The 19,563-nt window shown below is 69.7% G+C and carries 20 protein-coding genes; 3 read left to right on the forward strand and 17 right to left on the reverse strand.

Features of this window, described 5'->3' with window-relative positions:
* The first annotated feature begins 83 nt into the window (after positions 1-83).
* From ACIQU4_RS01615 to ACIQU4_RS01625, 3 genes are all read left to right on the forward strand, one after another.
* A complete protein-coding gene (locus tag ACIQU4_RS01615) occupies positions 84-1,274 on the forward strand; it encodes a sensor histidine kinase (protein ID WP_403725918.1) in 1,191 nt (396 codons plus the stop codon).
* Positions 1,271-1,924, forward strand: a complete 654-nt coding sequence (locus ACIQU4_RS01620) for a response regulator (protein WP_403724446.1) — start codon at positions 1,271-1,273, stop codon at positions 1,922-1,924. Before ACIQU4_RS01615 ends, ACIQU4_RS01620 begins: the two co-directional genes overlap by 4 nt.
* A 222-nt stretch (positions 1,925-2,146) precedes the next feature.
* Positions 2,147-3,970 (forward strand): glycosyl hydrolase family 18 protein, encoded by a 1,824-nt coding sequence (locus ACIQU4_RS01625; protein WP_403724449.1) that lies wholly within the window; start codon positions 2,147-2,149, stop codon positions 3,968-3,970.
* A 158-nt stretch (positions 3,971-4,128) separates the two neighbouring features.
* Here ACIQU4_RS01625 and ACIQU4_RS01630 read toward each other — a convergent pair whose 3' ends face one another.
* The 17 genes from ACIQU4_RS01630 to rpmE all read right to left on the reverse strand — a co-directional run bounded on the left by ACIQU4_RS01630 (position 4,129) and on the right by rpmE (position 19,409).
* Positions 4,129-4,575: a DUF2550 domain-containing protein gene (locus tag ACIQU4_RS01630; RefSeq protein ID WP_030153784.1), complete on the reverse strand. Its 447-nt coding sequence runs from the start codon at positions 4,573-4,575 to the stop codon at positions 4,129-4,131.
* Positions 4,576-4,703: 128 nt separating this feature from the next.
* Positions 4,704-5,078: a F0F1 ATP synthase subunit epsilon gene (locus tag ACIQU4_RS01635; RefSeq protein WP_008738187.1), complete on the reverse strand. Its 375-nt coding sequence runs from the start codon at positions 5,076-5,078 to the stop codon at positions 4,704-4,706.
* A 140-nt stretch (positions 5,079-5,218) separates the two neighbouring features.
* Positions 5,219-6,661 carry a F0F1 ATP synthase subunit beta gene (gene atpD / locus ACIQU4_RS01640; RefSeq protein WP_403724452.1) on the reverse strand — a complete coding sequence of 481 codons (1,443 nt, stop codon included), beginning with the start codon at positions 6,659-6,661 and terminating at the stop codon, positions 5,219-5,221.
* Complete coding sequence (locus ACIQU4_RS01645) at positions 6,661-7,578, reverse strand: F0F1 ATP synthase subunit gamma (RefSeq protein WP_403724454.1); 918 nt, start codon at positions 7,576-7,578, stop codon at positions 6,661-6,663. Before ACIQU4_RS01645 ends, atpD begins: the two co-directional genes overlap by 1 nt.
* 20 nt (positions 7,579-7,598) lie before the next feature.
* Positions 7,599-9,194 (reverse strand): F0F1 ATP synthase subunit alpha, encoded by a 1,596-nt coding sequence (gene atpA, locus ACIQU4_RS01650; protein WP_266625406.1) that lies wholly within the window; start codon positions 9,192-9,194, stop codon positions 7,599-7,601.
* A gap of 131 nt (positions 9,195-9,325) precedes the next feature.
* On the reverse strand, positions 9,326-10,141 hold the full coding sequence (locus ACIQU4_RS01655) for a F0F1 ATP synthase subunit delta (protein ID WP_403724457.1): 816 nt from the start codon (positions 10,139-10,141) through the stop codon (positions 9,326-9,328).
* Complete coding sequence (locus ACIQU4_RS01660; RefSeq protein ID WP_030857149.1) at positions 10,138-10,677, reverse strand: F0F1 ATP synthase subunit B; 540 nt, start codon at positions 10,675-10,677, stop codon at positions 10,138-10,140. The genes ACIQU4_RS01655 and ACIQU4_RS01660 overlap by 4 nt, the downstream gene beginning before the upstream one ends.
* A gap of 41 nt (positions 10,678-10,718) precedes the next feature.
* Positions 10,719-10,955 (reverse strand): F0F1 ATP synthase subunit C, encoded by a 237-nt coding sequence (locus ACIQU4_RS01665; RefSeq protein WP_403724460.1) that lies wholly within the window; start codon positions 10,953-10,955, stop codon positions 10,719-10,721.
* A 77-nt stretch (positions 10,956-11,032) separates the two neighbouring features.
* The gene (gene atpB / locus ACIQU4_RS01670; RefSeq protein WP_403724463.1) at positions 11,033-11,857 is read right to left on the reverse strand and encodes a F0F1 ATP synthase subunit A; all 825 of its coding nucleotides are present in this window, start codon (positions 11,855-11,857) and stop codon (positions 11,033-11,035) included.
* Between the two features lie 225 nt (positions 11,858-12,082).
* Entirely contained in the window at positions 12,083-12,520 is a 438-nt protein-coding gene (locus tag ACIQU4_RS01675) for a hypothetical protein (protein WP_266625414.1), read from the reverse strand.
* A gap of 285 nt (positions 12,521-12,805) precedes the next feature.
* A complete protein-coding gene (locus ACIQU4_RS01680; protein ID WP_403724466.1) occupies positions 12,806-14,128 on the reverse strand; it encodes an MraY family glycosyltransferase in 1,323 nt (440 codons plus the stop codon).
* A gap of 115 nt (positions 14,129-14,243) precedes the next feature.
* Positions 14,244-15,473, reverse strand: a complete 1,230-nt coding sequence (gene glyA / locus ACIQU4_RS01685; protein ID WP_403724468.1) for a serine hydroxymethyltransferase — start codon at positions 15,471-15,473, stop codon at positions 14,244-14,246.
* Positions 15,474-15,662: 189 nt separating this feature from the next.
* Positions 15,663-16,352, reverse strand: coding sequence for a low molecular weight phosphatase family protein (locus ACIQU4_RS01690; RefSeq protein WP_030153770.1), 690 nt, complete (start codon positions 16,350-16,352; stop codon positions 15,663-15,665).
* On the reverse strand, positions 16,349-16,996 hold the full coding sequence (locus ACIQU4_RS01695) for an L-threonylcarbamoyladenylate synthase (RefSeq protein WP_030153769.1): 648 nt from the start codon (positions 16,994-16,996) through the stop codon (positions 16,349-16,351). The genes ACIQU4_RS01690 and ACIQU4_RS01695 overlap by 4 nt, the downstream gene beginning before the upstream one ends.
* A gap of 49 nt (positions 16,997-17,045) precedes the next feature.
* The gene (prmC, locus tag ACIQU4_RS01700) at positions 17,046-17,891 is read right to left on the reverse strand and encodes a peptide chain release factor N(5)-glutamine methyltransferase (RefSeq protein WP_030153768.1); all 846 of its coding nucleotides are present in this window, start codon (positions 17,889-17,891) and stop codon (positions 17,046-17,048) included.
* 108 nt (positions 17,892-17,999) lie between these two features.
* Positions 18,000-19,079, reverse strand: a complete 1,080-nt coding sequence (gene prfA, locus ACIQU4_RS01705) for a peptide chain release factor 1 (RefSeq protein WP_403724473.1) — start codon at positions 19,077-19,079, stop codon at positions 18,000-18,002.
* Positions 19,080-19,190: 111 nt separating this feature from the next.
* Positions 19,191-19,409 (reverse strand): 50S ribosomal protein L31, encoded by a 219-nt coding sequence (gene rpmE, locus ACIQU4_RS01710; RefSeq protein WP_030153765.1) that lies wholly within the window; start codon positions 19,407-19,409, stop codon positions 19,191-19,193.
* Positions 19,410-19,563 lie beyond the last annotated feature (154 nt).

Below are 19,563 nucleotides of genomic sequence, written 5' to 3' on the forward strand. Positions count from 1 at the left end.
GAGGCGACGCCCTGCCCTCCCCCACCCTGTTGGATGGGACCGTGACCCCGACCAAGCCGACCCCGATCCCGACATCGGCCGCGATCCCCACCCCGGCCAAGGCTTTCCGCCCCCACCGCGACGACGTCCTCCTCGCGGTGTTCAGCGTGCTCGCGGGCCTGCTGCTCTGGTCGCTCGGCATCTACAGCACGAGCAACCGGCACTTCCTCCCCCCGTGGGCCGCCCTCGTCCCGCTCCTCGCGCTCGGCCCGATGGAGCTGCTGCGTCGCACCGCGCCCAACGCCACCCTGATCGTCGGCACGATCGGCGTGGTCGCCGACCAGTTCACCGTGGGCAATCTCGCCACGGTCCTGATCTTCACGGACCTGATGTACGCGGCCGTCGTCTACGGCAAGCCCGCCATGGCCCGGCGGCTCCCGGTCTCCACCGGCCTGATCACCATCGCCGTCACCATCGCCTCCGTGGCCTGGCTGCGCACCCCGCAGTCCCTGATGATCGGCGTGATCACCGGCATCGTCTGCTTCGGCCCGGCCCTGACCGGCGCCACCCTGCGCAACCACCGCGAGGCCGCCGAGGCGGCCCGGCTGCGCGCCGAGCAGACCGCGCTGCTGGCCGAAATGGACCGCAGCCAGGCCGTCGTCGCCGAGCGCGCCCGGATGGCCCGCGAGCTGCACGACATGGTGGCCAACCACCTCTCCGCCATCGCCATCCACTCCACGGCCGCGCTGTCCATCGACTCCCCCGGGACGAGCCGGGAGGCCCTCGGGGTGATCCGGGAGAACAGCGTGCAGGGGCTGGCCGAGATGCGCCGCCTGATCGGGCTGCTGCGGGACGCGGGCGCCGAGCAGGAGGCGGTCGCCACGCCCTCCCTCGACGGGCTCGACGCCCTGCTGGAACAGGCCCGTGTCAACGGCGCCGCGAGCGGGCTGGACTTCGTACTCCTCGACGACCGGCCGCCCGGGGAGCAGCTGCCGGCGCCCGTGGAGCTGGCGGCGTACCGGATCGTCCAGGAGTCGCTGACGAACACCCTCAAGCACGCCGCCCCGGGCACGGTCCGGGTCCGCGTGGCGCGCGCGGACGGGCTGCTGACCGTACGGGTGGAGTCCCCGTACGGGGACCGGCCGGGCCCCCGCGCCCCCGGCTCGGGGGCCGGGCTGATCGGCATGCGGGAGCGGACGGAGCTGCTGGGCGGGGAGTTCACGGCGGGCCGTACGGGATCGGTGTGGCTGGTGCGGGCGGAGCTGCCCGCGGAGGAGAAGGCGGTGACCGGATGAGCATCCGGGTGGTGGTGGCCGAGGACCAGAGGGCCGTACGGGCCGGGCTGGTGCTGATCCTGCGCAGCGCGGGCGACATCGAGGTCGTGGGCGAGGCGGCGGACGGGGAGGAGGCCGTGCGCCTGGCGCGGGAGCTGCGCCCGGACCTCGTCCTCATGGACGTGCAGATGCCGCGGCTCGACGGGGTGTCGGCGACCCGCCAGGTGGTCGCGGAGGGGCTGGCGGACGTCCTGGTCCTCACCACCTTCGACCTGGACGAGTACGTGTTCGGCGCCCTGCGCGCGGGGGCGGCGGGCTTCCTGCTGAAGAACGCGGACGCGGCGGAGCTGATCGAGGCGGTACGGACGGTCGCGCGCGGGGAGGGCCTGATCGCCCCGGCGGTGACCCGGCGGCTGATCGCCGAGTTCGCCGCTCCGCAGCCCGTGAAGACCCCGGTGTCGCCGGAGACGGCCGCGGCGGTGGCCTCGCTGACGCGGCGGGAGCGGGAGGTGCTCGGCTGTCTGGGCGAGGGGCTCTCGAACGCGGAGATCGCGCTGCGGCTGGTGATGGCGGAGGCGACGGTGAAGACGCACGTCAGCCGGCTGCTGGGGAAGCTGGAGCTGCGCAGCCGGGTCCAGGCGGCCGTGCTGGCCCAGGAGTTGGGCCTCTAGAGGCCCACCGGAGTGAAGGTCTGGACCTCTTGACGGTTGGTCCAGACCTTTCTACGCTCGCGGCAACTGTGGTGAGCGTGCCATGACAAGCGTGCTCACGGGCGGCGCAGGTCCCATCCCCAGTCCCGGTCGGCCCCACGACCGCGACGGACCTACGGAGGAGCACCCTTGAGCACAGCAAGCACAACAGGCACGGCACCTGGCACGGCACCCCCACCCCGCATGCGACTGCTGCGAAGGCTCGCCGCGACCGTGGCCGCCCTCGCCCTGCCCATCACCGGACTCGTGGCCCTCGCCGGCCCCGCCCAGGCCGCCGCCTCCGCGACGGCCACGTACGCCAAGGTCTCCGACTGGGGCACCGGCTTCGAGGGCAAGTGGACGGTGAAGAACACCGGCACCACCACCCTCACCAGCTGGACCGTGGAGTGGGACTACCCCTCCGGCACGACGGTCACCTCCGCCTGGGACGCCACCGTCACCAGCTCCGGCACCCACTGGACCGGCAAGAACGTGGGCTGGAACGGCACCCTCGCCCCCGGTGCCACGATCAGCTTCGGCTTCAACGGCGCCGGCTCCGGCGCCCCCAGCGGCTGCAAGGTCAACGGCGGCTCCTGCGACGGCGGCTCGACCCCCACCGACAGCCCGCCGTCGGCCCCCGGCACCCCCACGGCGAGCGGCGTCACCGACACCTCGCTGACCATCGGCTGGGCCGCGGCCACCGACGACAAGGGCGTCAAGAACTACGACGTCTACCGCGGCGGCGCCAAGGTCGCGACCGTCACCGGTACGAGCTACGGCGACTCCGGCCTGACCAAGGGCACGACCTACACGTACAGCGTCATCGCCCGCGACACCGCCGACCAGACGGGCCCGGCCTCCGGCTCCGCCTCGGTCACCACGACCGGCGGCGGCACCACTCCCCCGGACCCGGGCGGCAAGGTCGAGCTCGGCTACTTCACCGAATGGGGCGTCTACGGGCGCAACTACCACGTGAAGAACCTGGTCACCTCCGGCTCCGCCGCGAAGATCACCCACATCAACTACGCGTTCGGCAACGTCCAGGGCGGCAAGTGCACCATCGGTGACGCCTACGCCGACTACGACAAGGCCTACACCGCCGACCAGAGCGTCGACGGGGTCGCCGACACCTGGGACCAGCCGCTGCGCGGCAACTTCAACCAGCTGCGCAAGCTCAAGGCGAAGTACCCGAACATCAAGGTGCTGTGGTCCTTCGGCGGCTGGACCTGGTCCGGCGGCTTCGGCCAGGCCGCGGCCAACCCGGCCGCCTTCGCCGACTCCTGCTACAGCCTGGTCGAGGACCCGCGCTGGGCGGACGTCTTCGACGGCATCGACATCGACTGGGAGTACCCGAACGCCTGCGGCCTGTCCTGCGACACCAGCGGCGCCGCCTCCCTGAAGAACGTCCTGTCCGCGCTGCGCACCAAGTTCGGCGGCAGCAACCTGGTGACCGCCGCGATCTCCGCCGACGGCTCCAACGGCGGCAAGCTCGACCTCGCGGACTACGCGGGTGCCTCCCAGTACGTCGACTTCTACAACGTCATGACGTACGACTTCTTCGGCGCGTGGGACGCCAAGGGCCCGACCGCCCCGCACTCCCCGCTCACCTCGTACGCCGGCATCCCGATCGCCGGCTTCAACTCCGAGGCCGCGATCACCAAGCTCAAGGGCAAGGGCATCGCCGGCTCGAAGCTGAACCTGGGCATCGGCTTCTACGGCCGCGGCTGGACCGGAGTCACCCAGGACGCCCCCGGCGGCACCGCCACCGGGCCCGCCCCGGGCACGTACGAGCAGGGCATCGAGGACTACAAGGTGCTCAAGGGCAGCTGCCCGGCGACCGGCACCGTCGCCGGCACGGCCTACGCCAAGTGCGGCGGCAACTGGTGGAGCTACGACACCCCCGCCACCATCGCCGGGAAGATGAACTGGACCAAGCAGCAGGGCCTCAAGGGCGCCTTCTTCTGGGAGTTCAGCGGCGACACGGCGAACGGCGAGCTCGCGGGCGCGATCCACACCGGTCTCCAGTAGCCCACACCCGCGCACTGCCGACCCGGTGAACGACGAAGCCGGGGAGACGGGGTCCGCCCCCTGTCTCCCCGGCTTCTCCGCGTCGTTCGCGAGCTCAGGCCACGTTCACCCTCCCCCGGACTTCGTCCGGGGGCACCCCCATCCAACGGGCTTGGAATTCAGGCGACATTTACCCGTTGCCCGGGAGGCGCCGCCTCGAGCCAGGCCAGGAAACCCGTCAGCGCGTCCTCGCTCATCGCCAGCTCCAGGCGGGTCCCGCGGTGGAGACAGCCGAGCACGACGGCGTCGGACAGCAGTGCCAGCTCCTCCTCGCCCTCGGGGGCGCGGCGGGCGACCACCTCGATGGAGGAGCGCTCCAGCAGCCGGCGCGGCCGCGGAGAGTACGAGAAGACGCGGAACCACTCGATGCGGTCACCGCTGTAGCGGGCGACCCCGTACACCCAGCCCTTGCCGGAGATGTCGGGTTCCTCGGACACGCCCCAGCGCAGGCTGCAGTCGAAGGTGCCGCCGGAACGCTGGATCAGTCTGCGGCGCAGCCCGAAGACAAACAGCCCGATCACCACCAGGGCTACGACCAGGCCGCTCACAAGCAGAGCGAGGAGCATCTTCACCGACCTCCTCGCTCATCGAATACCTCAAACGAAAAACGACCTGCATCGCCTCAGCCGCGACCCGGTCTGGAAAATTCCAGACCGGACCGCGGCTGAGGTCTCAAACCTGTTCGGTACGGGGCTCAGTGCCCCGTGACCGCGCGCAGCCGGACATCGGCGCGACGTTCGGCGGCCGCATCGGCCTCCGACTTCGCGCGCTCCAGTGCCCGCTCCGCCCGCTGGACGTCAATCTCGTCAGCGAGCTCGGCGATCTCGGCCAGCAGGGACAGCTTGTTGTCCGCGAACGAGATGAAACCGCCGTGCACCGCGGCGACGACAGTGTTGCCCTCGCTGGTACGGATGGTCACCGGGCCCGATTCCAGCACACCGAGAAGCGGCTGGTGACCGGGCATGACGCCGATGTCGCCGGACGTGGTGCGGGCGACAACAAGGGTGGCCTCGCCGGACCAGACATTGCGGTCCGCCGCGACCAGCTCGACGTGCAGCTCAGCAGCCAAGGTGGCTCCTCGGGTCACCACCCGGCGGGTCAGCCGGGTGTTGGGTCAAATTCTAATGGGCGTGGGGAGAGGGACGGGACACACCCGCCCCTCTCCGCGAAACCTGCGAGCCGGAAGCGCTCCGCGAGGAGCGCGCCGGATCAGGAGACGCCCAGCTCCTTGGCGTTGGCCTTCAGGTCCTCGATGCCACCGCACAGGAAGAACGCCTGCTCGGGGAAGTGGTCGTAGTCACCGTCGCAGATCGCGTTGAACGCGACGATCGACTCGTCGAGCGGAACGTCCGAACCGTCCACGCCGGTGAACTGCTTCGCCACGTGGGTGTTCTGCGACAGGAAGCGCTCGACGCGACGGGCACGGTGGACAACGAGCTTGTCCTCCTCGCCCAGCTCGTCGATACCGAGGATCGCGATGATGTCCTGGAGGTCCTTGTACTTCTGGAGGATCCCCTTGACGCGCATCGCCGTGGCGTAGTGGTCCGCCGCGATGTACCGCGGGTCGAGGATGCGGGACGTCGAGTCCAGCGGGTCCACGGCCGGGTAGATGCCCTTCTCGGAGATCGGACGGGAGAGAACCGTCGTCGCGTCGAGGTGGGCGAAGGTGGTGGCCGGCGCCGGGTCGGTCAGGTCGTCCGCGGGGACGTAGATCGCCTGCATCGAGGTGATCGAGTGACCGCGGGTCGAGGTGATGCGCTCCTGCAGCAGACCCATCTCGTCAGCCAGGTTCGGCTGGTAACCCACGGCGGACGGCATGCGGCCCAGAAGGGTCGACACCTCCGAACCGGCCTGGGTGTAACGGAAGATGTTGTCGATGAAGAAGAGCACGTCCTGCTTCTGCACATCGCGGAAGTACTCCGCCATGGTCAGACCGGCGAGCGCGACGCGAAGACGCGTGCCCGGGGGCTCGTCCATCTGGCCGAAGACGAGCGCCGTCTTGTCGATGACGCCCGAGTCGGCCATTTCCTCGATGAGGTCGTTGCCCTCACGGGTACGCTCACCGACGCCCGCGAAGACCGACACACCGTCGTGGTTGTTGGCGACGCGGTAGATCATTTCCTGGATCAGAACGGTCTTGCCGACACCGGCACCACCGAACAGACCGATCTTTCCACCCTTGACGTACGGGGTGAGAAGGTCGATGACCTTGACGCCGGTCTCGAACATCTCGGTCTTCGACTCGAGCTCGTCGAAGCGGGGCGCCTTGCGGTGGATGGGCCAGCGCTCGGTGACCTCGGCGTTCGCCTCGGGGTAGTTGAGCACCTCACCCAGGGTGTTGAAGACCTTGCCCTTGGTGAAGTCACCGACGGGGACGGTGATGCCCGCGCCCGTGTCGGTGACCGCGGCCTGGCGGACCAGACCGTCGGTCGGCTGCATCGAGATGGTACGGACGAGGCCGTCACCCAGGTGCTGCGCGACCTCGAGGGTCAGGGTCTTGAGCTTGCCGTCCTCGGCCGGGTCTGCGACCTGGACCTTGAGGGCGTTGTAGATCTCGGGCATGGCGTCGACGGGGAACTCCACGTCGACGACCGGGCCGATGACCCGGGCGACGCGGCCCGTGGCGGCGGCCGTCTCAACAGTGGTCGTCATTACTTGTCACTCCCCGCGGTCGCGTCAGCCATGGCGCTCGCGCCACCGACGATCTCGCTGATTTCCTGGGTGATTTCGGCCTGGCGGGCCGCGTTGGCAAGCCGGGAGAGGCTCTTGATGAGATCCCCGGCGTTGTCGGTCGCCGACTTCATCGCGCGGCGGCGGGCGGCGTGCTCGGAAGCGGCCGACTGCAGCAGTGCGTTGTAGATGCGGCTCTCGACGTAGCGCGGCAGAAGGGCGTCGAGGACGTCCTCCGCCGACGGCTCGAAGTCGAACAGCGGAAGGATCTCGCCCTTCGCACCGTCCTCTTCCGGAGCCTGGTCGAGGCTGAGCGGCAGCATCCGGCCGTCGACCGCGTTCTGCGTCATCATCGACACGAATTCCGTGTAGACGATGTGCAGCTCGTCGACGCCGCCCTCGGCCGTTTCCGTCTGGATGGCCTCGATCAGCGGTCCCGCGACGCGCTTGGCGTCGGCGTAGGCCGGGCTGTCGGTGAAGCCGGTCCACGAATCCGCGACCTTGCGCTCGCGGAAGCCGTAGTAGGCCAGACCCTTACGGCCGACGATGTACGTGTCGACCTCCTTGCCCTCGCCGCGCAGCCGCTCGGTGAGCCGCTCCGCCTGCTTGATGGCGTTGGAGGAGTAGCCGCCGGCCAGACCGCGGTCGCTCGTGATGAGCAGAATCGCGGCACGGGTCGGCGTCTCGACCTCGGTCGTCAGGGCGTGCCTGGTGTTCGAACCGGTCGCCACCGCGGTCACCGCACGGGTGAGCTCGGTCGCGTACGGCATCGATGCCGCCACCTTGCGCTGCGCCTTGACGATGCGCGAGGCGGCGATCATCTCCATCGCCTTGGTGATCTTCTTGGTCGCCGTGACGGCACGGATGCGACGCTTGTAGACCCGGAGCTGCGCTCCCATGAGTCAGGTCCCTTCCGTCGTCACTTGGAGACGTTGACGGCCGGCGCGTCCTCGCCCAGGAGCTTGCCGTCCGAGGTCTCGAACTGCTGCTTGAAGCCGGCGATGGCGTCCGCGATGGAGGACAGGGTGTCGTCCGACATCTTGCCGCCGTCCGCGATGGAGGTGAGGAGGTCCTTGCGCTCGCGGCGCAGGTGCTCCAGCAGCTCCGACTCGAAGCGACGGATGTCGTTGACCGGGACGTCGTCCATCTTGCCGGTGGTGCCGGCCCAGACGGAGACGACCTGCTCCTCGACGGGCATCGGCTGGTACTGGCCCTGCTTCAGCAGCTCGACCAGACGCTTGCCGCGCTCCAGCGAAGCCTTCGAAGCGGCGTCCAGGTCGGAACCGAAGGCGGCGAACGCCTCCAGCTCACGGTACTGGGCGAGGTCCAGGCGCAGACGGCCGGAAACCTGCTTCATGGCCTTGTGCTGGGCGGAGCCACCGACGCGGGAGACCGAGATACCGACGTTCAGCGCCGGGCGCTGGCCCGCGTTGAACAGGTCGGACTCCAGGAAGCACTGGCCGTCGGTGATGGAGATGACGTTGGTCGGGATGAACGCCGACACGTCGTTCGCCTTGGTCTCGACGATCGGCAGACCGGTCATCGAACCGGCACCCATGTCGTCGGAGAGCTTCGCGCAGCGCTCCAGCAGACGGGAGTGCAGGTAGAAGACGTCGCCCGGGTAGGCCTCACGGCCCGGCGGGCGGCGCAGCAGCAGCGACACGGCGCGGTAGGCGTCGGCCTGCTTCGACAGGTCGTCGAAGATGATCAGGACGTGCTTGCCGGCGTACATCCAGTGCTGGCCGATGGCAGAACCGGTGTACGGCGCCAGGTACTTGAAGCCGGCCGGGTCGGACGCCGGGGCGGCGACGATCGTCGTGTACTCGAGCGCGCCGGCGTCTTCCAGGGCGCCGCGAACGGACGCGATGGTCGAGCCCTTCTGGCCGATGGCGACGTAGATGCAGCGGACCTGCTTGTTCACGTCGCCCGAGCGCCAGTTGTCGCGCTGGTTGATGATCGTGTCGACGGCCAGAGCGGTCTTGCCGGTCTGACGGTCACCGATGATCAGCTGACGCTGGCCACGGCCGACCGGCACCATCGCGTCGATGGCCTTGTAGCCGGTCTGCATCGGCTCGTGCACCGACTTACGGACCATGACGCCCGGGGCCTGCAGCTCGAGGGCGCGACGGCCTTCGGTCGCGATCTCGCCGAGACCGTCGATCGGGTTGCCGAGCGGGTCGACGACGCGGCCGAGGTAGCCCTCGCCGACGCCTACGGAGAGAACCTCACCGGTGCGCTGCACCGGCTGGCCCTCCTCGATACCGCTGAACTCGCCGAGGACGACCGCACCGATCTCGCGCTCCTCGAGGTTGAGGGCGAGACCGAGGGTGCCGTCCTCGAACTTCAGCAGCTCGTTCGCCATGGCGGAGGGCAGGCCCTCCACCTTCGCGATGCCGTCGCCGGCAACGCTGACCGTTCCGACCTCCTCGCGCGAGGCCGCGTCCGGCTGGTACGACTGGACAAAGTTCTCCAGTGCGTCCCGGATCTCCTCCGGCCGGATCGTGAGCTCCGCCATCTGGGTTCCCTGCTCTCCTTGTTGGGCCTGAAGCTTCTTAGGGGTCTGGGGGCGACCCCCAGGAATCTTCTGCAAGTTCTGCACGGCCCAACCGGGCCGCTAGGAATGCGTTGTTCTATTGGTGGCTGAGGTCAGCCGGCCATGCGGCGGGACGCCTCGGAAAGGCGGTCCGCGATGGTGCCGTCGATGACCTCGTCGCCGACCCGCACCGAGATCCCGCCGAGGACCTCGGGGTCCACGTCGAGGTTCAGGTGCATCTGGCGGCCGTACAGCTTGGCCAGCACCGCGCCGAGACGCGCCTTCTGCACGTCGCTGAGCGGAACCGCGCTGGTCACGGTGGCGACCATGCGGTCACGGCGCTCGGCGGCGAGCTTGGAGAGGGACTCGAGTCCCGCTTCCAGGCTACGTCCACGCGGGTGCGTGACGAGACGGACGACCAGGCGCTCCGTGACGGCGTTCGCCTTGCCGCCGAGCAGGCTGCGCAGCAGCTGGCTCTTGGCGGAGGCGGTGGCCGCGCGGTCGGTCAGCGCGGAACGCAGCTCGGTGCTCGAGGCGACGATCCGGCCGAAGCGGAAGACCTCGTCCTCGACGTTGTCGAGCGCACCGGTCTGCTGGGCCGCCGTGAGGTCGGCGGTGGCCGCCAGCTCCTCCAGCGCGTCCACCAGGTCGCGGGACTGCGACCAGCGGGAGCGCGCCATGCCGGACACCAGGTCGAGGGTTTCCCCGCCCACCTGGCCGGACAGCAGACGGCCGACCAGCTCGGCCTTGGCCTCGCCGGACTGCGCCGGGTCCGTGATGACCCGACGCAGCGAGACCTCACGGTCGAGCAGCGCGGTGACGGCTGCCAGCTCACCGGCGAGCTTCGTCGCGTCGACGGACGTGTTGTCCGTCAGCGCGTCGAGACGCTCGCGCGCGGAGGCCAGCGCCTCGCGGCTCGCTCCGTTCATCGGGCCGCCTCGGCCTTCTCCTCAAGCTCGCTGAGGAAGCGGTCGATCGTGCGGCTCTGCCGGGCGGCGTCCTCGAGGGACTCGCCGACGAGCTTGCCGGCCAGGTCGGTGGCGAGCTTGCCCACGTCCTGGCGCAGCGCCTGAGAGGCGGCCTTGCGGTCGGCCTCGATCTGGGCGTGGCCGGCAGCGATGATCTCCTCACGCTGCCGCTGGCCCTCTGCGCGCAGTTCTTCCTTGAGCGCAGTGCCCTGCTCCAGCGCTTCCTGGCGCAGGCGCGCGGCCTCGTGCCGGGCTTCGGCGAGCTGGGCCTTGTACTGCTCCAGCACGCTCTGGGCCTCGGTCTGAGCGGCCTCAGCCTTCTCGATACCGCCCTCGATCTGCTCGCGGCGCTCGTCCAGAACCTTGTTGATGTTCGGGAGGAGCTTCTTCGCGAGGAAACCGAAGACGATGACGAAGGCGATCAGACCGATGACGAGCTCGGGGATCGGCGGAACGAGCGGGTTTTCCGTCTCGGCCGCGAGAACCAGGAGGTTCACATCAGTGCCTTTCGTCTAATCGGACTAGTGGTCGCGGTTCGTCAGCTGTAGACGAACGGCATGACCAGACCGATGAGGGCGAGCGCCTCACAGAAGGCGAAGCCGAGGATCTGGTTGGCGCGGATCAGACCGGCAGCCTCGGGCTGACGGGCGAGAGCCTGCGTGCCGTTACCGAAGATGATGCCGACGCCGACACCCGGGCCGATGGCCGCGAGACCGTAACCAACGGAGCTGAGGGAGCCGGTGACGCCATTGGCGGCAGCGAGGATCTGGGACATGCCAGTTCTTCCTTCTCTTTCACGGACCGGTGGGGGTTGGCCACCGGACGACAGGGGGTTTTGGGGGAGGGCCGGACTCAGTGGTGCTCGGCGAGTGCGCCCTGGATGAAGCTGCAGGCCAGCAGCACGAAGACGTAGGCCTGGACAGCCTGGATGAAGAGCTCGAAGGCCGTCATCACGATGACCATGATGAAAGAGACGCCCGCGTAGGCGATCCCGATCCCGTTCAGCAGGTACCAGCTGGCGATGGTGAACAGCAGCAGCAGGGTGTGACCGGCGAACATGTTCGCGAACAGTCGGACCGCGTGGGTGAACGGGCGCACCAGGACGTTCGAGAAGAACTCGATGACCATGACCAGGGGCAGGACGCCGCCGAGCGACTTGTCGTAGCCCGTCAGGTTCTTGAGTCCGCCGACGAAGCCGTGACGCTTGAACGTCACCGACATCCAGATGAAGTAGACGACCAGTGCGAGGGCCGCCGGGTACGCGATGATCGCGGTCACCGGGAACTGGGCCACGGGGACGATCGACCAGACGTTCAGGACCCAGACGAAGAAGAACAGCGAGACCATGAAGGGGACATACTTCTCGCCCTCCTTCCTGCCCAGCGTCTCGTACACGATGCCGCGGCGCACGAAGTCGTAGCCGGCCTCGGCGACCATCTGCAGCTTGCCCGGTACGACCTTCGGCTTCCGGAACGCGGCCCAGAAGAAGGCGACGATGATCACCGAGCCCAACAGGGCCAGCAGCATCGGCTTGTTGAAGTACGCACTGGTGGTGCCGGCTTCGCCCCACAGCGGCTCGAAGAGGAACGAGTGCAGGCCCGGGCCGGGGAAGCCACATCCGTCGAAGATGTGACAGTCGGTCTCGAAAGCGAGCACCTGCGTCAGGTCAGCACTCACCGCGGGCTCCTTCAGCGTGGCGCATAGGTACGGCAACCTCGTTGTGTCGGCGCGGCGCACAGCCGCTGTTCGGCACTGGACTGGTGTTACGGGTGTGGGGGCGGCGATCAGGCATCGAGCCTCGCGATGGAACAGGCGTCAGCTCAGATGCCCGCGCCCGCAATGCCGCAGTTGGCACCGGACGATAGCAGCATCTCGAACGCGCCCTTATTCCGGCCCTACCCCTCACGACTTCGGCCCCGAATTTTCGGGCTTGTCGCCCTTCGTCGAGTCCGGTTCGACGTAGAGGATCTTGGCCTTCATATGAGCACGCGTCTGCGCGCCGATCCACACGAGGGTGGTGGCGACGAGCGTGATCGCGAAAGCCTTGGGGTTGAACAGCGTCGTGTTCTTGAACACGGCGAGAAAGACGAAGAGCAGCAGGATCTGGGCCGTGTAGAGCATCAGCCCCATGGCCTGGAACAGGTGCGGCAGCGATTTCGCGGTGCGTTGCAGAACGATGAATCCGATGCCCATGAACAGCATCACGACCAGCGTGGCAATGACGGCGCCAAGGGCCCCCTCGCCACCTGCCACCACGGCACTGATGACGGCGGCGAGAGCGCCGGCGACAGCCGTGGGTACAGCGGCGTGCAGGAGGGATCGGACGTCATCTGACCGCATGGCGGTTTGCTCCGCGTGGTGGTGGGGGCACGGACTCGTACGGGAACTCGTACGGGACGAGCGTAAGCCCGGTCCGAGATCGAACCTCGGGCCGATGGGCCGTCGCACTACGGTCCTTCGGCTCTGTCGCCGGGTTTAGTGAACGGTATCACAAACTATTTGATGAGAGCTTTACCTGCGGAGTGTGCTGACTGTCACACATGAGAGCTAACCCGCCCGTGTGTGCGCGACAAGCCGTCGTTGTGTGTGGTAAAGGCGGTTCATGTCCGACATGTACCGCGGGCGTCAGCGCGCCGACTCAGCCTTACGCCGGTCGGGGAAGCGCGAACGGGGGCCTACCGCGGTCGCTCCGTTGACGCCCGAGACGCCGACCCGGATCGGACCGGCGGGCTCCGGCTCCCGGCCCGAGGCATCGAGCGCGGCCGCCTCCGCGGCGCGCTCGCGGTGCCGGTAGCGCGGCGGGACCAGACCCTCGGCCCAGCGCGGGGCGCGGGGGGTGAAGCGCGGCAGGAGCAGCAGGACGAGGCCCAGCGCGCTCAGCCCGACGATGGCGAGCACGATCCACATCGAGGCGGAGTGCACCGAATACGCCACCGCGCCGAACGCGATCAGCCCTGACCAGAAGTACATGATCATCACCGCGCGGCTGTGCGAATGCCCGAGCTCCAGCAGCCGGTGGTGCAGGTGCCCGCGGTCGGCCGCGAACGGCGACTGGCCCTTCCACGTACGCCGCACGATGGCCAGGATCAGGTCCGCCATCGGGATCGCGATGATCGTCAGCGGGAGCAGAAGCGGAATGAAGACCGGGAGCATCGCGTGCGTCGCGTTGCGCTCACCGCCGGCGAACAGGGCCATGGTGTCCGGGTCCACCTGCCCGGTGATCGAGATCGCGGCGGCCGCCAGCACCAGACCGATGAGCATCGATCCGGAATCGCCCATGAAGATCCGGGCCGGGTGCATGTTGTGCGGCAGGAAGCCGAGGCACATGCCCATCAGGATCGCCGCGAACAGGGTCGCGGGCGCGGCCGCCTCGATCCCGTACCCGAACCAGATCCGGTACGAGTAGAGGAAGAACGCGGCGGCGGCGATGCAGACCATGCCGGCGGCCAGGCCGTCGAGCCCGTCCACGAAGTTCACCGCGTTGATGGTGATCACGACGAGGGCCACGGTGAGCAGGTTGCCCTGCCACTGGGTCAGCGCGACCGTCCCGATGCCCGGGACGGGGATCCACAGCATGGTCAGGCCCTGCATGACCATCACGCCGGCGGCGATCATCTGCGCGCCGAGTTTGATCAGGGCGTCGATCTCGAACTTGTCGTCGAGCACGCCGATCAGCCAGATCAGGGCGGCTCCGGAGAGCAGCGCCCGAGGCTCGTTCGACAGCTCGAAGACGCCGTTGAGGTTGCGCAGGTGGTCCGCGACCAGCAGCCCCGCGCACAGTCCGCCGAACATGGCGATGCCGCCGAGCCGCGGAGTGGGCTCGCGGTGCACGTCGCGGGCGCGGATCTCCGGCATCGCACCGGCCGCGATCGCGAACTTCCGCACGGGCCCGGTGAGCAGGTAGGTCACCGCGACCGTGACGCAAAGCGTCAGCAGATATTCACGCACGGGCTGCCCCAGATGTATCGCCGGCCATCTCAGCCCCACACATTAGCTGCGATGTACCCCTCACCGAGGACGCGAGGGGCGCTATCGCGGTTGCGGTACGCCCCACTTGTCCTACTTACTCCCGGTACGGGGGAAATCCGCGCGTCAGCTCGGTCACTTCCGCGCGGGTGTTCGCGCCTGCCCCGCGCAGTGCGGCGGCAAACAGCGCGGCGATCCGGGCCATCTCGGGCTCCCGCATGCCCTGGGTGGTGACGGCCGCCGTACCGAGCCGGATCCCGCGCTGGTCCCCGTACGGCAGGGCGCAGGTGTCCAGCACGATCCCGGCGGCGGCGAGCCGGCCGCGCGCGGTCGGACCGTCCACACCGAGCGGCGCCGGGTCGGCGGTGATCAGGTGGGTGTCGGTGCCGCCCGTCGTCAACGCGAACCCGTGGGCCGCGAGCTCATCGGCCAGCACCCGCGCGTTGGCCACCACCCGATGGGCGTACGTGGTGAACGCCGGCGCCGCGGCCTCGCCGAAGGCCACGGCCTTGGCGGCGATGCTGTGCATCTGGGCGCCGCCCTGGGTGAAGGGGAAGACCGCCCGGTCGATCCGCTCGGCGAACTCGGCCCCGCACAGGACCATCCCGCCGCGCGGGCCGCGCAGCACCTTGTGCGTCGTCGCGCAGACGATGTCGGCGTACGGGACGGGGCTGGGCGCGGCTCCGCCGGCGACGAGCCCGATCGGGTGGGCGGCGTCCGCGATGAGGTACGCCCCGACCTCGTCGGCGATCTCCCGGAACACGGAGTACTCGGGGTGGCGCGGATAGGAGATCGAGCCGCAGACGATGGCCTTGGGCCGGTGCATCCGGGCGAGGCCCTGCACCTGCTCGTAGTCGATCAGGCCGGTCTCGGCGTCCACCCCGTACCCGACGAAGTCGAACCAGCGGCCGGAGAAGTTGGCGGGCGAACCGTGGGTGAGGTGGCCGCCGTACGAGAGCCCCATCGCGAGGACGGTGTCTCCGGGGCGCAGCAGCGCGGCGTACGCGGCCAGCACGGCGGCGGAACCGGAATGCGGCTGCACGTTGGCGTGCTCCACCCCGAACAGCGCCCGGGCCCGCTCGACGGCCAGCCCTTCGGCGAGGTCGGCGTACTCGCAGCCGCCGTGGTAGCGGTGGCCGGGATAGCCCTCGGCGTACTTGTTGGCGAGCGCCGAGCCGAGTGCCGCCAGTACGGCGGGCGAGGTGAAGTTCTCGGCGGCGCTCAGCTGCAGCGTGGCGGCCTGCCGCTGCGCCTCCCCCGCGAGCACGTCTGCCATCTGCGGATCCTGCTGCCGCAGCAGGTCGGAGGGCGGGGTGATGACGCTCATGGCGCGACTCCCAGTGGCGGTCCCGGATACGCCCACTCTAGGTCGCCCCCGCCCTATCTGCCCGTTTCGAGCCCGTTTCGACCCCGCCGGCGTTTGAGGCGCGGGGTCCGGGGCGGAGCCCCGGGGAACGGGCGAAGGGTGGGTAGGGGACACCAGCCCCGCAGGGCCCGGCCCGGCCAGCCGCAGGGGTCAGCGGGAAGCCGTGACGCCCGTCAGGGCCGTGACCACCGGGTCCAGCGCCTGGTTGATCTCGTCGCCGATCGAGCGGAAGAAGGTGATCGGCGCCCCGTACGGGTCGTACACCTCGTCCGCGTCGGGCGACGGCGCCAGCAGCCACCCCCGAAGCGCGGCCGCGGCCCGCACCAGCGCACGGGCCCGCTCCGCGACCCCGTCGTCCAGCGGCGGCAGCGTGGCCGGGTCTATGGCCCGCACCAGCCGCGTGAACTCCTTCAGCGTGAACGTCCGCAGCCCCGCCGAATGCCCCATCGAGATGACCTGCGCCCGGTGGTCCCGCGTGGCGGTCAGCACCAGGTCCGCCCGTATGACGTGCTCGTCCAGCAGCTCCCGCCCGGTGAACCCGGACGCGTCCGCCCCGAAGTCCGCGAGCACGGCCGCCGCATTGGCCTCCATCGGAGCCCCCTCGTGGCCCCACGTCCCCGCGCTCTCCACGATCAGGTCGCCGACGGGGATGCCGCCCAGCCGGTGCGCCAGCGCATGCCGGGTCAGCCGCTCGGTGATCGGCGAGCGGCACACGTTGCCGGTGCTGACGTGGAGGATGCGGAACGTGTCCCCGCCGGCGCCCGCCGGGTGGGGGTCCCCCCAGCCGTGGCTGCCGCCGGAGGTGTGCCCGCTTGCTATGCCACGCCCCTCAGGGCTCACGGGGCCACCTCGAGGTCGGGTACGACCTCCCGCAGCTGCTCGGCGGTCAGCGCCCCCTCGCGCAGCAGGACGGGAACCTTCCCGGTGACGTCGACGATCGACGACGGCTGGATCCCCGGGGTCGGACCGCCGTCCAGGTATACGGACACGGAATCGCCCAGCATCTCGCGCGCCGCGTCGCAGTCCTCCGGCGCCGGGTGCCCGGTCAGGTTCGCCGAGGACACGGCCATCGGACCGACCTCGGTCAGCAGCTCGATCGCGACGGGGTGCAGGGGCATCCGTACGGCCACGGTCCCGCGGGTCTCCCCCAAGTCCCAGGCCAGCGAGGGCTGGTGCTTGGCGACGAGCGTCAGCGCGCCCGGCCAGAAGGCGTCGACGAGCTCCCAGGCCTGCTCGGAGAAGTCCGTGACGAGCCCGTGCAGGGTGTTCGGGGAGCCGATGAGCACGGGGGTCGGCATGTTGCGGCCGCGCCCCTTGGCCGCCAGCAGGTCGCCGACCGCCTCCGCGCTGAAGGCGTCCGCGCCGATCCCGTAGAGGGTGTCGGTGGGCAGCACGACAAGCTCGCCGCGGCGCACGGCGGATGCGGCTTCACGCAGACCCGTCTTGCGGTCCGTCGCGTCGTTGCAGTCGTATCGCCGGGCCATCAGCGGGACTCCTCGTGCAGCAGGGGGGTGGAGGGGTGGGTCGCGCCCGTCACGGCATGGCCTTGCGGGCGGTGGCGAAGCGGGGGCGGTTGTTCAGGTCGGGGTGGTCGGCGGCATCGGCCCAGCCCCGCTCCTCGGCGAAGATCCACGGAACCTGGCCGCCCTGGGTGTCGGCGTGCTCGATGACGACGATGCCGCCGGGCCGCAGCAGCCGGTGCGCGGTGCGCTCGATGCCGCGGATGGTGTCGAGGCCGTCCTCGCCGGAGAACAGGGCCATCTCCGGGTCGTGGTCCCGGGCCTCGGGGGCCACGTACTCCCACTCGGTGAGCGGGATGTACGGCGGGTTCGAGATCACCAGGTCGACCTGGCCGTCCAGCTCGGGCAGGGCGCTCAGCGCGTCGCCCTGGTGGACGGTGACCCGGGATCCCTCGGCGTTCTTGCGGGTCCACCGCAGGGCGTCCTCGGACAGCTCGACCGCGTGCACGCGCGAGCGCGGCACCTCCTGGGCCATGGCCAGCGCGATGGCGCCGGAGCCGGTGCACAGGTCCACGATCAGCGGCTCGACGACGTCCATCGCCCGGACGGCGTGTATGGCCCAGTCCACGACCGACTCGGTCTCGGGCCGGGGCACGAAGACCCCGGGCCCGACCTGGAGCTCCAGGTACCGGAAGAAGGCGCGGCCGGTGATGTGCTGGAGCGGCTCGCGCGCCTCGCGGCGGGCGACGGCCTCCCAGTAGCGGGCGTCGAAGTCCGCGTCCTTGACGTGGTGCAGTTCCCCCCGCTTGACGCCGTGCACGAAGGCCGCGAGCTCCTCCGCGTCGAAGCGCGGTGAGGGCACGCCGGCGGCGGCCAGCCGCTGGGTGGCCTGGGCCACCTCGGCAAGCAGCAAGTTCACGCTGGTCCTCCGGGCTGCTGTCGTACGGGGGTGGTGCGGGGCGTACACGGTGAAGCAGGTCGAGCGGGGTGGTGCCGGGTCGTGCGGGGTGGTGCGGTCAGGCGCGGATCAGCGCGCGGACGCCAGCTTGGCGGCCGAGTCCGCGTCGACGCAGGCCTGGATCATCGGATCGAGGTCGCCGTCGAGCACCTGGTCCAAGTTGTACGCCTTGAAGCCCGTCCGGTGGTCCGAGATCCGGTTTTCCGGGAAGTTGTACGTACGGATCTTCTCGGAGCGGTCCACGGAGCGCACCTGGCTGCGGCGCACGTCGGAGGCCTCCTGCTCGGCGGCCTCCTGGGCCGCGGCCAGCAGTCGCGAGCGGAGGATGCGCATCGCCTGCTCCTTGTTCTGGAGCTGGCTCTTCTCGTTCTGGCAGGAGGCGACCACACCGGTCGGGACGTGCGTGATGCGCACGGCCGAGTCGGTGGTGTTGACGGACTGGCCGCCGGGGCCCGACGAGCGGTACACGTCGATGCGGAGGTCGTTCTGGTTGATCTCGACCTCGACCTCCTCGGCCTCCGGGGTGACGAGCACGCCGGCGGCGGAGGTGTGGATGCGGCCCTGGGACTCGGTGGCCGGAACGCGCTGGACGCGGTGCACGCCGCCCTCGTACTTCAGGCGGGCCCAGACGCCCTGGCCGGGCTCGGTGGCGCCGTTGCCGCCCTTGGTACGGACGGAGACCTGGACGTCCTTGTAGCCGCCGAGCTCGGACTCGGTGGCGTCGATGATCTCGGTCTTCCAGCCCACGCGCTCGGCGTAGCGCAGGTACATGCGCAGCAGGTCGCCGGCGAACAGGGCCGACTCGTCGCCGCCCGCGCCCGCCTTGACCTCGAGGAGCACATCCTTGTCGTCGCTGGGGTCGCGCGGGACCAGCAGCAGGCGGAGCTTCTCGGTGAGCTCCTCGCGGTGCGCGGTGAGCTCCTTCACCTCGGCCACGAAGTCCGGGTCGTCGGCCGCGAACTCCTTCGCCGTCTCGATGTCCTCGGCGGACCGCTTCCAGGCACGGAAGGTCGCGACGATCGGGGTCAGCTCCGCGTAGCGCTTGTTGAGCTTGCGCGCGTTGGCCTGATCCGAGTGGACCGAAGGGTCGGCGAGCTTCTTCTCAAGATCGGCGTGCTCGCCGATCAGTTCCTCGACCGCCTCGAACATCGGGGGCTCCTGAAGTGAAAAGTACGAAAAAGGGCTGCGGGACGACAAAGGCGCCGGTCCGGCTGCCCCCGTGTGGACAGGGTGCAGCCGGGGTCCGGCGCCGGGGGCTCGCTACTTCGAGCCGGCAGCCTTGCCGAAACGGGCCTCGAAGCGGGCGACGCGGCCACCGGTGTCGAGGATCTTCTGCTTGCCCGTGTAGAACGGGTGGCACTCGGAGCAGACCTCGGCACGGATGGTGCCCTCGGTCAGGGTGCTACGAGTGGTGAACGACGCGCCACAGGTGCAGCTGACCTGGGTCTCGACGTACTCGGGGTGAACATCGCGCTTCAAGGTGTCTCCTAGATTCGGGAGGGCGCCGGGTCGCAGGAGCCGAATTGCGCACTGCGTGAACCGGGGCCGACAGACCAGTCTGCCAGGACCGGGCTGCCTGTCAAAATTCTGAGGACGCCTCCCTCAACGAGGGGGGTCGGGTATCTATTCCGCT

Source organism: Streptomyces sp. NPDC090741 (genome assembly GCF_044769045.1).
Lineage (GTDB): Bacteria > Actinomycetota > Actinomycetes > Streptomycetales > Streptomycetaceae > Streptomyces.

Bases quoted from the DNA above. Each gene is read 5' to 3' on its own strand.
- ACIQU4_RS01655 (WP_403724457.1), bottom strand. From the start codon at position 10,141: ATGAACGGAGCGAGCCGCGAGGCGCTGGCCTCCGCGCGCGAGCGTCTC.
- ACIQU4_RS01695 (WP_030153769.1), bottom strand. From the start codon at position 16,996: ATGGCCCGGCGATACGACTGCAACGACGCGACGGACCGCAAGACGGGT.
- ACIQU4_RS01630 (WP_030153784.1), bottom strand. From the start codon at position 4,575: ATGCTCCTCGCTCTGCTTGTGAGCGGCCTGGTCGTAGCCCTGGTGGTG.
- ACIQU4_RS01675 (WP_266625414.1), bottom strand. From the start codon at position 12,520: ATGCGGTCAGATGACGTCCGATCCCTCCTGCACGCCGCTGTACCCACG.
- ACIQU4_RS01625 (WP_403724449.1), top strand. From the start codon at position 2,147: ATGCGACTGCTGCGAAGGCTCGCCGCGACCGTGGCCGCCCTCGCCCTG.
- ACIQU4_RS01620 (WP_403724446.1), top strand. From the start codon at position 1,271: ATGAGCATCCGGGTGGTGGTGGCCGAGGACCAGAGGGCCGTACGGGCC.
- atpD (WP_403724452.1), bottom strand. From the start codon at position 6,661: ATGACGACCACTGTTGAGACGGCCGCCGCCACGGGCCGCGTCGCCCGG.
- ACIQU4_RS01665 (WP_403724460.1), bottom strand. From the start codon at position 10,955: ATGTCCCAGATCCTCGCTGCCGCCAATGGCGTCACCGGCTCCCTCAGC.
- prfA (WP_403724473.1), bottom strand. From the start codon at position 19,079: ATGTTCGAGGCGGTCGAGGAACTGATCGGCGAGCACGCCGATCTTGAG.
- atpA (WP_266625406.1), bottom strand. From the start codon at position 9,194: ATGGCGGAGCTCACGATCCGGCCGGAGGAGATCCGGGACGCACTGGAG.
- glyA (WP_403724468.1), bottom strand. From the start codon at position 15,473: ATGAGCGTCATCACCCCGCCCTCCGACCTGCTGCGGCAGCAGGATCCG.
- ACIQU4_RS01645 (WP_403724454.1), bottom strand. From the start codon at position 7,578: ATGGGAGCGCAGCTCCGGGTCTACAAGCGTCGCATCCGTGCCGTCACG.